Origin of the sequence: Thalassolituus sp. UBA6592 (genome assembly GCF_002433655.1) — a bacterium.
GTDB lineage: Bacteria > Pseudomonadota > Gammaproteobacteria > Pseudomonadales > Oceanobacteraceae > Venatoribacter.
Genome location: NZ_DJIO01000005.1, coordinates 21,404 through 33,992, shown reverse-complemented (window position 1 = coordinate 33,992; position 12,589 = coordinate 21,404). Strand labels below are relative to the sequence as shown.

Here is a 12,589-nt window from a genome sequence, read left to right as displayed (position 1 = left end):
GCTGTGCATAGCGGCCGGAAGGTCAGATATAAGTACCAAATAAGCGGACAATAATGTCCGCCTGTTTTGCCGCTTCGCTCACTGGCGGCATAAAACTGCCGCTCTGACTATTTTCTGTGTTTCAGCCTTGCCAATTCATGCGTCCTATCGCGCGGTATACGCCCAGATGCTTTTCACCCTGTTGCTGCTGCAGGCGCATCTGTTTCAGCTCTTCAATTGCGGCGCGTAAATCAGAGAGTTTATTTTTCTCAGTTTTATTCTGCGCGCCAATTTCGTCACTGAGATTAAACGAACGGGGTTTAACTTCCTCCGGCATTTGGCGCATAACAAATTCAGGCTTGTTATCGCGTTGCTGTAATAGTGCGGTGTTCTGCATCACATTAATGACCCAGTCGCGCAGCTTTGTGCGCTGTGAATTGTCTGGCTGGCTGTTTGTTGAAGGCGATTGGCTTTGCAGGTTCTGCTGCCTGCCTTCCTGGTTATGAGTGACCTGATTCCAGAGCGTCTGGTCTGCGGAGGCTGTTGGCAGCTGCTGTTGCGCACGCAGCCGTGCCAGAACTTCGGCTGTTTCCTCCTCGGTGGCGCGCATAATAGCTGCGTCGGAGGTCGGGTCATCTTCGCGCTTGAGGCTGGCGTGAGTCTCAGCATTGCGGCTGTTTAACAAGGTGTTATCAAACTGGAAAAAGCTGAGCGCCGATTCAATCCGGATGCCTTCAGCGCCGTCATTATTTTCCGTTGGAATAACGGCGCTGAAATCTGTGCCGGTAAAATCTCTGGCGCTGTCATAAAAAGGATCGCTAAGCTGCGGGAATTTTTGCAGATGCACTTCCTGCAGTAACAGCGTATTACCACTTTCGCTGAGCGCGACACCACTGCCTTTAATCACACCCTGAACATCGCCATCGTCATTCAGAATTTCATACTCAGAACCAACCGAGCCGAGGTACAGGGCGCCCAGTCCTGCTTCTGTCGCCGACTGAACGTATGAGCCGTCTTCGTTAAACTGCATCACACCGAGCTGGCTGAAAATGGCATCGTTTTCGTCAATCCAGCCGTTGCCATCGTCATCGTACTGCGCCAGCTCGTCGAAACCGTAGCCGCTTTGCGGGCCGAACATTTCACTGCCGTCGTCAATTTCGCCATTGCCGTTTCTATCAAATACCAGATAACCACTGCCGGCGGCGGTCTGCGCGACCTGGTCATTGTGTCCATCAGCATCAAGATCAAAACTGAAATACTGATTGGTTAACTCCACTGCGCCGCCGTTAAGATTAATCATCAGCGGGTCGATCAGGTTGAGCTGGCCGCGGAAGCTGTTGGTCTGCTCCACCTGCGTGTTGCGGCTGAACTCCAGCGCCATCATAAAATCGATCTGGCGGCCGTCTTCGGTGGTGACCTGACCAAGGGCTTCGAAATTTAATGCTGAGCTTTCTTCCAGTTTGAAAATGCTCTGCACTTCGACTTCAATTCCCAGCCCCATGCTGCTTCCTCTGGGGTTAACGGCGAACACGCTGAGGCGCGTTTGGTCGGTGAGTTCCAGCAGGCGCTCGCTGATCAACTGTGAAGCGTAATTCTGCACAGTACCGTTATTGTCAGTCACCTGACTGCTGTGCGTGACCTGTTGTTGTTCATGAATGCGGCGGCTTAATGACAGCTGAATGCCGGCTTCGGCAGACGATGCCCCGTTGCCACCGGACTGACCGGAGGTCACGCGTACGGACTGACCGGTGAAAAAGGCTGACAACAGAGTATCCTGTTGACGGCCGCTGAGCTGAACCTGAGATTGAGTAATTTTCATGGCATTATCCCTATGGCATGGCATGCTCAGTTACATCGGCGCCAATGCTACATCCATTAAGATGATTGTTTTATTAATGAAAGAGTGTTCATAGATAAAAGATCTATAACATTTCCCGGAGAATGCTGTGTCCAACACAACTCATACATCAGACGTCGCTGACGACCTGCGCACCTACTTCCCGCCCATCGAACCCTACGCTTCCGGCATGCTGGATGTGGGTGATGGCCATCAGATTTATTGGGAACGTGTTGGTACTCCCGGCGCCAAGCCGGCGGTGTTTTTACACGGTGGCCCGGGTGGTGGTTGTAACGAATCGCACCGGCGCGTATTTGATCCGGCAAAATACGATGTGCTGTTGTTCGATCAGCGCGGTTGCGGGCGCTCCACACCTCATGCCTGCTTAGAGGCCAATACCACCTGGCATCTGGTGGATGATATCGAGCGCCTGCGTGAGATGTGCGGCATTGAAAAATGGCTGGTGTTTGGCGGCAGCTGGGGTTCGACGCTGTCACTGGCGTATGCGGAAACCCATCCTGAACGGGTCACCGAACTGGTACTGCGCGGTATTTATACTCTGACCCAGGCGGAGCTTAACTGGTACTACCAGTTCGGTGTGTCGGAAATGCATCCGGAAAAATGGGAACGTTTTATTGCCCCTATTCCGGAGAATGAGCGCTGCCATATGATGGCCGCTTACCATAAGCGTTTAACCGGTGATAACGAAGCTGAGAAGCTGGCCTGCGCCAAAGCCTGGAGCCAGTGGGAAGGCGGCACAGTGACACTGCTGCCGGATGAAGCCATGGTCGATGACTTTGGCGGCGATCAGTTCGCGCTGGCCTTTGCCCGTATCGAAAATCACTTCTTTATGAACGCCGGCTGGATGGACGAAGGTCAGCTGCAGCGTGATGCGCACAAATTAAAAGGGATTCCCGGGGTGATTGTGCATGGCCGTTTTGATATGCCGTGCCCGCTGAAATACGCGTGGAATCTGGCCAAAGCCTGGCCGGATACCGAATTACATATTATTGAAGCCGCCGGACACGCCATGTCTGAGCCTGGCATTCTGGATCAGCTGATCCGGGCAACAGATAAATTTGCGGAGTAACTCATGGCCGATCAGAACGACCCAAAATTACTGAAGCAGGCGCTGCGTGAGTTTCACGCTTTTGTGGCGTCTTTCGACAGCGTGATGCTGGCAACCATCAATGATGAAGGCGATACCCCAGTGCCGGAAGCCAGCTATGCACCTGTGCTGGTACGTGATGGCAAATACTATATTTTCGTCTCTGAACTGGCGTTGCACACACGCAACCTGCTGCGTAATAAAAGCGCCAGCCTGTTGTTTATCGAAGACGAAAGTAACAGCAACAACATCTTTGCCCGCCAGCGCGCCAGCGTACAGATCACGGCTGCTGAGGTGGCGCGGGAAACGGCTGAATGGACAGAAACGCTCAATCAGATGGAAATCAAATTCCCCAAGATGATGCCTTTGCTGCGCACACTCAACGACTTTCACCTGATGGAATTAACAGCCCACAGCGGCAGCTATACCGCAGGCTTTGGTAAAGCGTACGAGCTGAGCGGTGACGGTCTGCAGGATATCCGTCATATCAGCCGGCGCTGACCCGGCTGCAGCCTTTACTTCCCCGGGTTCTGTACAGAGGCGAATGGTCGCAGCGGGTGCCGGTCGTTCCGGCCTTCTGCTAGTATCTGTGCGGCTATAATCTGCGCTGCTGAACAGATGCCGCACAGGTGTACGACCGGTGGTCATACACAGTAACTACCTAGCAAAACAGCCCAGACCGATATTCAGCTAACCCAACCGACACCTGAGCCGGAGGCCGAAGTTTTGACCGAGAACGCGTCAGTGCGTGAGCAGGATGCTACGCCGCAGTTTGCCAAAGCCACGGAACTGCTGAAATATTTTGGCCGTCACGCCCGTACTGAGAACAGTATTTCCACTCTGCTCGGGCTGGTACAGGTGGCAATGACCATTGCCCTGGCCTTTCTGGTTGCCCGTTATCTGAATAGCGCGGTATATCTGGATGACCATATTCTGCCTGCCAGCGATGAATGGCTGGCGCTGGCGGTCGTGCTGGTGGTGCGTGAAATCGCTGCCTGGGTACAGGGACGGATCGGTAACCGCGGCAGTACTAAAATTCGCGCTGCCTTGCGTGAATACGCTCTGCAACGGTGCTTTGGGCTGAATATCCGATTATTCCCGCAGTTTAATCCGGCGGAAGTCAGCAACCTGCTGACCACAGAAATCGACAAGCAACGCGGTTATTTTGCCGATTTTATTCCGCAGAAAAATCTCGCCGTTCTGATGCCGCTGGCGATCATTATTGCCTCGGCTTTTTATAGCTGGCTGGTGCCGCTGATTTTTATTTTTACTGCGCCACTGGTACCGATTTTTATGATTCTGGTGGGCTTTAAAGCCGCCGATGCCAGCCGCGCAAATATTGAACAGCTGAACCGTCTTGGCGACTTACTGGCTGACCGGCTGAAAAACCTGCAGGCGCTGCAGCTGGCAGGCACCACAGAGCAGGAAGGTGACCGCCTGTTTGAGCAGTCGGAAAGCTACCGTGCCTCCACTATGAGCGTGCTGCGTTTATCGTTTTTATCCGGCACTTTGCTGGAGTTTTTCAGCGCCATCAGTGTGGCCATTATTGCTGTCTATCTGGGGCTGTTCTTTCTCGATAAATACAGCTTCGGCAGTTATGCCGAAGGTTATGCATTATTCCATGGTGTTTTCCTGCTGATGCTGGCGCCGGAGTTTTATAAACCGCTGCGTAAAATGGGGGCGCTGTATCACGATCGCTCCGATGCGGTGAGCGTGGCTGAGCATTTAATGAAACTGGATGCCTGCTATCAGCAGCACTTACAACACAACCCACAACAAGCTACTGCTGATATTCCTGGTTTGCAGCAACTGAGTGTGGATAACCTGCAGAGTGGTGACGCGCAGCATGCAGTGCATGCGCCAGTGAGTTTTACGCTGAATGCGGGGGAGCGCCTGTTGCTGAACGGCCCTTCGGGGTCGGGCAAAACCACCTTGCTGGATACCCTGGCTGGCCTGCGTTTGCCCGCTCATGGCGAAATTTGCATCAATGGTACCGCCCAGACTGTGTTTCAGTGCAGCGGCTGGTTTGCCCAGATCGGCTATATGTCGCAGAAGCCGGAACTGCTGTTTGCCAGTATCCGCGATAATCTGACGCTGGGGCAATCATTCACTGACGAGCAACTGTACGCGGCGTTAAAAGAAGCTCAGATAGACGAGCTGGTGAAATCTCTGCCACGTAGTCTGGACTACATGATCAGTGACAGCGGCGGCTATTTATCCGGCGGTCAGGCTCAGCGTATCGCGCTGGCGCGGGTGTTCCTGCACAAGCCGGCATTGTTACTGCTGGATGAACCGACAGCCAACCTGGATGAAGATACGGCAGCGGCTTTTATCGAACGTCTCAACCATTACGCGCAGCAGGGTGGCATGCTGATCATGGCCAGCCATCGTTTGGCTGAGCAGAATTTCTTCGATGGTGAAATCACGCTGAGCCGGCACAGCGCAGAATCCAGTGAGGGGGAGCAATAATATGAATCCTCTTAAACAACATTATTTTAAGCTGTTATCGCAACAGAAAAAAATGGCCCTGCTGGGGATTTTTCTGGCGGTGTTAACAGCCTTTTCCGGTATCGCTCTGCTGGCGGTATCCGGCTGGTTTATCAGTGCGGCGGCGTTGGCCGGAGCGTTAAGTTCGCTGGCAGCACTGGAATTTAATTTCTTTACGCCCGGTGCCATGGTGCGTGGCTTTTCCATATCGCGCACCTTAGGTCGCTATGGCGAACGCATTACCAGCCATGAAGCGACGTTCCGCATTATTTCCCATCTGCGGGCCGATTTATTCCGTTTTATCGCCCGTCGTCCATGGCAGGAAACTCAGCTCAACCGGCATGAATCCTCCAGCCGGTTAATGCAGGATATCCAATATATTGAGTCGATTTATCTGTCGGCGATATTGCCGGCTGCGGTTTCGCTGGCGGTGGTGCTGGGCTACCTGCTGACACTGGCACTGGTGTTGCCTCAGACGCTGGTTTGGGCCATTGTGCCGCTGTTGCTGGCGGCAGTGGTGATGCCGGTGCTGTACAGCCGTCAGGTTCTGCAGACTCAGGATAACGTCCATCAGCTGCGCACAGAGCAGTGGCGTGAATCCAGCTCGCTGTTAAGCAATATGCGCACGCTGGCGCTGCATGGTCGTCTGCAAAGCAGCGGCGAACAGCTGACCGCGATTGCCCGGGCCGGGGACGAACAGGAAAATGCCTCGGTGGATAAACAGCAGGGCATTTTGTTAATCGCTCAGCTGTGTCTGATTGCCATGACACTGCTGGTGTTCTGGCAGGGCTTTGTTGCTTACGGTGCGGGTGAGCTGGCCGGGGCCAACGTGTTTATGCTGCTGCTGTTGTCGCTGGGGGTTGGCGAAGTGCTGATTAATGCCAGCCCGGTGATGGCCTCTTACCGTTTGGGCATGCAGGCGCTGGTGCGTTTACAGGAGATAAATCCACAGGCCGGTGAACAGTCCGCTGAGGCGGATAAGCAGGACAGCTGTCAGTTTATTCAGGCAGAGCAGCCGCAATTGGTTGTGGATAATTTAACTTACCGCTACCCGACTCAGCCGCAGCCGGTGTTCGCTGATTTCAGTTATCGCTTTGGCTCAAAGCAGGAAGGCAATGAACATCAGAGTGGCTGGCACTGGATCTGTGGTGCCAGTGGTCGCGGCAAAAGTACGTTGATTGCTTTGCTGTCGGGTCAGTTGCAGGCCAATTCCGGTGTTATTCAGGTGGGTTTTATTCCGGTGGGTTTTATTCCGGAGAGTGCTGATCAGTCTGCAAATCGCGCTTCGGATAGCATATCGGATAGCACAGCAGGGCAGCCTTTGGCCCTGATGCCACAGCGTATTGATATTATTAAAGCGCCGCTGCGCGATAACCTTTGTCTGAATCACAGTCACAGCGACGCTGCCTTAATGGCGGCGCTGGCGCTGGTGGAACTGGATCAGTGGGCAGAGAATCTGCCTCAGGGGCTGGATACCTGGCTCGGTGATGGCGAATGGCAGCCGTCCGGTGGTGAATGCAAACGGCTGGGGCTGGCGCGCATTATTCTGATGAATCCGCAGATTATTCTGTTGGATGAACCGGCTGCAGGCATGGACGCGGCCCTGGCGCGGCGTATTTTTGCCCGCCTGGCAGAGCACTGGCAGCATAAGCTGGTGGTTGCCAATACTCACGATCGTGGTTTGATTCTGGATGGGCAGCAGGTGCTGGAACTGGACCGGATCTGATTCACTGCAGTTCACTTCATTGCAGTGCATCCAGTGCATTCCAATTCTTAGTCGGACAGTGGGAGCTGATATGAACATTGGTGAAGCAGCGAAACAGGCGGGGGTAACCGCCAAAATGATCCGCCACTATGAAGCCACTGGCCTGCTGCCGGAAGCGGCGCGAACGGATTCCGGCTACCGCCAATATGGCGAGCAGGATATTGCCCGGCTGGGTTTTATCCGCCGTTGCCGGATGCTGGGCTTTTCCATTGATGAAATCCGCAACCTGCTCAACCTGTGGGATGATCCACAGCGCAGTGCGCGCGAAGTAAAAACGTTGGCACAGCAGCATCTGCAGGAAGTGGAAAATAAAATTGCCGAACTCCGGTCGATGCAGCAGACACTGCAATCCATGATCAGCGCCTGCAGCGGCGATGACTGCCCGCAGTGCTCCATCCTTGATCATCTGTCGACGCCGGAGCCAGGTATCTACGGCAAGGATAAGGGCTGTTCAACCTGCTGATACACTGCTTTTCCTTTCCCTTGTTGACCTTCCTCTTTTTGCCCTTCCTCTTTTTGCCCTTCCTCTTGTTGACCTTCCCATGGTGGTAAGCTTTATCCTTAATCCATTAACAAAGAATGGATAAGGAGGTTTGCCATGAGCTCTGACAATACTGTGCATCTGCAAATGCCGGTAACTGATATGCACTGTGCATCCTGTGTTGGCCGGGTCGAAAAAGCGCTTAACAAGGTCGCCGGGGTGCAGCAGGTGAGTGTCAATCTGGCCAGCGAAAAAGCCGATATCACCACAGATTCCGGCATTGAGGCCAGCGTGTTGCAGCAGGCGGTTGTGGACGCCGGTTATGGCGTGCCAACCGAAAAATTCGAACTGCGCGTCACCGGTATGCATTGCGCATCCTGTGTTAACCACACGGAGAAAGCACTGAAAAAACTGCCGGGAGTGGTCAGCGTGAGCGTCAACCTGGCGGCAGAGAAAGCCTTTATCGAAGCGTTGAGCGGCAATGTGGATAACGCTCAGTTAATCGCTGCCGTGGAAGACGCCGGCTATGAGGCGACGCCGTTAAGCGAAGACAAGGAGGATGACAGCGAACGCCGGGGAAAGAACAGCGCCAGCTGAAAAAGGATTTTTGGCTGGCAGTCATACTGACGCTCCCGGTATTTGTCTTGTCTATGGGCTCGCACATGGGTCTGCATAACTGGATTCAGAATACCCTGGGGGAAACCGTTAACGGCCTGATTCAGTTTGTGCTGACATCCGTTGTGCTGATGTTTCCGGGGCGGCGTTTTTTTGCCATCGGTATTCCCGCATTGCTGCGCCGTGCACCGGAAATGAATTCGCTGGTGGCGCTGGGCAGTCTGGCTGCCTGGGGATATTCCACTGTAGTGGTCTTTGCCGGAAATCTGTTACCGGAAAACAGCCGCCATCTGTATTTTGAAGCGGCTGCGGTGATCGTCACACTGATTCTGCTTGGCCGTTATCTTGAAGCCAGAGCCAAAGGGCGCACCGGCGCTGCGGTACAGCATCTGATCGGACTGCAGGTAAAAACCGCCCGGCGTTTAACCTTAGATGGAAGCACAGAGGACATTAATGTCGATCAGTTGCGCCGTGGCGACCGCTTAATCATCCGCCCGGGTGAACGTATTGCGGCAGATGGCATTGTGACCGAAGGCGAATCCTCAGTGGATGAGTCTATGCTGACTGGCGAGCCTGTGCCGGTGGTTAAATCCACTGGTATGGACGTGACCGGCGGCACAGTAAACGGCCATGGCGTATTAACCACAGAAGTCACTCATACCGGAAAAGAAACCCGTCTGGCACAGATTATTCAGATGGTCGAACAGGCGCAGGCGGCCAAGCTGCCGATCCAGTCGGCTGTGGATAAAGTGACCGGAATTTTTGTCCCGGCGGTGATGGCGGCGGCAATACTGACCTTTATTGTCTGGCTGGTATCCGGGCCTGATCAGGGCATCAGCTTCGCGTTAATTAACGCCGTTGCGGTACTGATTATTGCCTGTCCCTGCGCCATGGGGCTGGCAACGCCAACCTCGATCATGGTCGGCACCGGACGCGGTGCGGAGCTGGGTATTTTATTTCATAAAGGTCAGGCACTGCAGACTCTGAACAACAGCAAAGTCATCGCCTTTGATAAAACCGGTACGCTGACGCTGGGTAAACCTGTTGTTACCGATATCCTGCCCCAGGGAAATTATTCACAGGATAATCTGCTGCGCTGGGCCGCAGCGGCTGAACGTCAGTCGGAACACCCGTTGGCGGGCGCCATTGTGCAGGCTGCAGACGATAAAAAACTGCCTCTGTGCAGCGCCTCGGATGTGCAGGTAAAAGCCGGTATCGGCCTGCAGGCAAATGTCGAAGGGCATCAGATAGCCATTGGGGGTGATGCCTTACTGAGCAGTCTGGATATCGATACATCTGCTGTTCAGCAAGTGTCTGATGCACTGGCGGCAGAAGGAAAGACCCGCCTGTTTGTTGTTATCGACCATCAGCTGGCGGCCATTATTGCCGTGGCTGATCCCGTGCGTGACAGCGCCGCACAAGCAATCCGTACCTTGCGCCAGCAGGGCATTAAAACCGCGATGATTACCGGTGATAACCAGCGCACTGCCGATGCGATTGCGCGTCAGCTGGGTATTGATGAGGTTGTTGCTGGCGTATTACCGGACGGCAAGGTGAATGCGCTGCAGGCGTTACGCGAACGCTATGGAGCAGTGGCATTTGTTGGTGATGGTCTGAATGACGCCCCGGCACTGGCTGACGCCGATGTGGGGATTGCCGTTGGTTCAGGTACTGACGTGGCCATAGAAGCCGCTGACGTGGTGTTGATGAATGCCGACCTGAGTTCAGTTCCACGCGCCCAGGCTCTGAGTCATGCCGTATTACGTAATATTCAGCAGAACCTGTTCTGGGCATTTGGCTATAACGTACTTTTGATTCCACTGGCCGCCGGTGTGCTTTATCCCTTCTTTGGCATCCTGCTGTCGCCCATGATCGCTGCTGCTGCTATGGCGATGTCCAGCGTGTTTGTTTTGGGTAATGCATTGCGCCTGCGCCGGGCCTGAACATAAAGCCAATGACTGATGAAAGAGTGACTGATAACAGAATAACTAAAAAAGTTACTGAATCAGCTCATTGGCTTTGACTGAAATGATTTCTATATAAATAACTACGCGGAATTATCATTTGTGTATTGCCGCGTATGGCAATGCTACTTTGGGCCTGATATTCAAAAATTTAATTTTTTCTGAATTTTTTATGGAGTCGAAAATAGCAACATTCTGACACTCCTTGTCAGCGACGTTACTTAATTTGTCAGCGTTAATTATAGATGTCGTATTTACTGAATATTTTTTAACGTCTGCAGAATTAAATCTCACTGATGTCATATTCATTTTGTTAAATTCCCTGCTTACAAATAAAAACAACCTGATACCAGGTTTTACATTTGCTGGGGGATTTATGGCGAGAAAATTATCACTAATTTTAGGTGCGTCCGTGTTGAGCGGCTGCTATGTCGATGGCGGTGACAGAACCTATTTGACTGACCTTGAAAGCGCGACAGAAATTCAGCGTCAGGCTTATATGTCAGGTGCACCCGGATCGATGTCAGCGGCTATGGTAGGGTGTGTGGCCTTACCAGAAGACTTTTCCGGACAGATCTCAGTTTTTGGTGAAGGTACTTACGAAGATGAAGCAACCGGGCAGACTGAATTTTTAGTTGTGCCACCTGAATCGTCAGAAAAGACTGGCAGTATAGAACTGGCTTTACCTATTGGTGGCTACGAATGGACGTGTTATGTCGATATTTCCAGAAACTATACGTCGGATACTGATGGGGTATTTACCTATAGCATTATTCCGGATCGGGATAATCTGATGGTGTTTACCGCATTTGGCAACAGTGAACCTCCATCACCTGGACCAGAAGCCTTCTATTATTTATATAGTCTGGCAAGTCACCAGTTAATCGCGGATGAATCTGACGCCGGCCACTGGGAACTGGTCAGTCAGGGTCTTAATTCAGATAATTATCTGCATTTAGCCACTGAAAACGGATTGTACCTGCTACAGAGCAAACAAAGTGCATCGGGTGAATCGGCAGAATTTTATCGGTTGGATGAAAACGGTGTAACCACGCTGGCGAATGCACCTGTAGTGGATGCCATATTCTTTATCAATAATATGTTTGTCAGCGTTAGTACAGAATACTCGCCTGAGATGCACACGGATATCCGTTACTCAGCCGATCTGACCGTCTGGAGTGATGCCGTCAGTGTGGCTGGCCAGATCCGGAAAATTCACTTTGACACTGCCCGTAATGTTTATGTCGCTTATGGTTATGATGATGAATCCGGTGACGCACTGGGCTATGTTTCCGCCGATCTGTTGAACTGGGAAAGTGAAGAGCTGATTCATCCTGCTATGAACCCGGATGACTACCCCCTGTATTTTTTCGCCAATGATGCTGCTGTGGCATACGCCAGCACGAATAATTTCCCACTGATCTATCGTGCCTCCTCAACTGCATCCTGGCAGGCGGTGAGCGATCTTCCTGAAATTTCAGGTGGTTTTAATGTTATCGCCAGTGCGATGGGAGAGGATGGACAACTCCGGCTGTTAGTCACAGGTCTTGACCTCGGGTCTTCCCCGGCCTTTTTTATTGGCACCAGCGACGATGGGGCTGACTGGACCTGGAATCAGATCCCTCTGCCAGCAGAGGAGATTTATCTGAATAACATGGTGCTCAGCACTGATAAAACCGTTGTCTGGAATTCCGCTAGCGAATCAACCATCATCTGGACGGAAGACAACGGACTGAACTGGAACAGCGTAAATACGGATGTAATTGAAGAGCAGCTGATTCCGTATCCGGACGATATTGATATTGCCGTACAGGGCATGATGTATCGGGATGGGGTTTATTTGTTGAGTATTGGTTCATCAATGTATGGCATGATGAATTTTCTGCAGGGTATGGTGGTTGCCACAACCGATTTTGAATCTTTCAATGTCGTATCTGTTTATCGTCGTGACAGCCTGTATGCGCAGCAGGCAGATGGTGTTTATCTGTTTGTGCAGCAGGACCGTGTGAACGGAAATACCACGGATATTTATCGTTACGTTCCTCAGGTTGTGGAAACAGAAACACCTGCAGAAGATAATTCGGAAAATGAAGAAGAATCTCCTGTCAATCAGGACCCGGTTAATGACCCCGTTAATAATCCAGATGTTGAACCGGCTGAAAAGGTGCTCAATGGTTCTTCTAAGTCCGGCGGCAGTCTGTTCTGGCTGAGTCTGATACTGTTGCCATTGGCTGGGCTGCGTCGTAAGAGCGCATGAACGCTGAAGCGTCAGAACCACAGAATCAGGAATTCCGAAGAGCAGCTAAAGCTGCTCTTTTTATATGCATCAACACTTGTTCATTCGTATCGGCCC

The 12,589-nt window shown here is 52.4% G+C and carries 9 protein-coding genes; 8 read left to right on the top strand and 1 reads right to left on the bottom strand.

Annotated features, from left to right (window positions below):
• Positions 1-121 precede the first annotated feature (121 nt).
• Positions 122-1,798, bottom strand: a complete 1,677-nt coding sequence (locus tag B2Z72_RS00360) for a hypothetical protein (protein WP_296985374.1) — start codon at positions 1,796-1,798, stop codon at positions 122-124.
• A 127-nt stretch (positions 1,799-1,925) separates the two neighbouring features.
• Here B2Z72_RS00360 and pip point away from each other — a divergent pair, with 127 nt between their 5' ends.
• The 8 genes from pip (at position 1,926) to B2Z72_RS00320 (ending at position 12,493) form a co-directional block, all read left to right on the top strand.
• Positions 1,926-2,906 carry a prolyl aminopeptidase gene (gene pip, locus B2Z72_RS00355; protein ID WP_296985372.1) on the top strand — a complete coding sequence of 327 codons (981 nt, stop codon included), beginning with the start codon at positions 1,926-1,928 and terminating at the stop codon, positions 2,904-2,906.
• 3 nt (positions 2,907-2,909) lie between these two features.
• On the top strand, positions 2,910-3,425 hold the full coding sequence (locus B2Z72_RS00350) for a HugZ family protein (protein ID WP_296985369.1): 516 nt from the start codon (positions 2,910-2,912) through the stop codon (positions 3,423-3,425).
• A gap of 225 nt (positions 3,426-3,650) precedes the next feature.
• Entirely contained in the window at positions 3,651-5,393 is a 1,743-nt protein-coding gene (gene cydD, locus B2Z72_RS00345; RefSeq protein ID WP_296985368.1) for a thiol reductant ABC exporter subunit CydD, read from the top strand.
• Between the two features lies 1 nt (position 5,394).
• Positions 5,395-7,137 carry an amino acid ABC transporter ATP-binding/permease protein gene (locus B2Z72_RS00340; protein WP_296985365.1) on the top strand — a complete coding sequence of 581 codons (1,743 nt, stop codon included), beginning with the start codon at positions 5,395-5,397 and terminating at the stop codon, positions 7,135-7,137.
• A 70-nt stretch (positions 7,138-7,207) separates the two neighbouring features.
• The gene (cueR, locus tag B2Z72_RS00335) at positions 7,208-7,639 is read left to right on the top strand and encodes a Cu(I)-responsive transcriptional regulator (protein ID WP_296985363.1); all 432 of its coding nucleotides are present in this window, start codon (positions 7,208-7,210) and stop codon (positions 7,637-7,639) included.
• A gap of 135 nt (positions 7,640-7,774) precedes the next feature.
• The gene (locus B2Z72_RS00330) at positions 7,775-8,254 is read left to right on the top strand and encodes a heavy-metal-associated domain-containing protein (protein WP_296985362.1); all 480 of its coding nucleotides are present in this window, start codon (positions 7,775-7,777) and stop codon (positions 8,252-8,254) included.
• A gap of 53 nt (positions 8,255-8,307) precedes the next feature.
• Entirely contained in the window at positions 8,308-10,215 is a 1,908-nt protein-coding gene (locus B2Z72_RS00325; RefSeq protein WP_296985361.1) for a copper-translocating P-type ATPase, read from the top strand.
• Positions 10,216-10,441: 226 nt separating this feature from the next.
• Entirely contained in the window at positions 10,442-12,493 is a 2,052-nt protein-coding gene (locus B2Z72_RS00320) for a GlyGly-CTERM sorting domain-containing protein (RefSeq protein ID WP_296985360.1), read from the top strand.
• Positions 12,494-12,589 lie beyond the last annotated feature (96 nt).

Coding starts and splice junctions, on each gene's coding strand:
- B2Z72_RS00360 (WP_296985374.1), bottom strand. CDS start 1,798: ATGAAAATTACTCAATCTCAGGTTCAGCTCAGCGGCCGTCAACAGGAT.
- B2Z72_RS00350 (WP_296985369.1), top strand. CDS start 2,910: ATGGCCGATCAGAACGACCCAAAATTACTGAAGCAGGCGCTGCGTGAG.
- B2Z72_RS00340 (WP_296985365.1), top strand. CDS start 5,395: ATGAATCCTCTTAAACAACATTATTTTAAGCTGTTATCGCAACAGAAA.
- cueR (WP_296985363.1), top strand. CDS start 7,208: ATGAACATTGGTGAAGCAGCGAAACAGGCGGGGGTAACCGCCAAAATG.
- B2Z72_RS00330 (WP_296985362.1), top strand. CDS start 7,775: ATGAGCTCTGACAATACTGTGCATCTGCAAATGCCGGTAACTGATATG.
- B2Z72_RS00325 (WP_296985361.1), top strand. CDS start 8,308: ATGGGCTCGCACATGGGTCTGCATAACTGGATTCAGAATACCCTGGGG.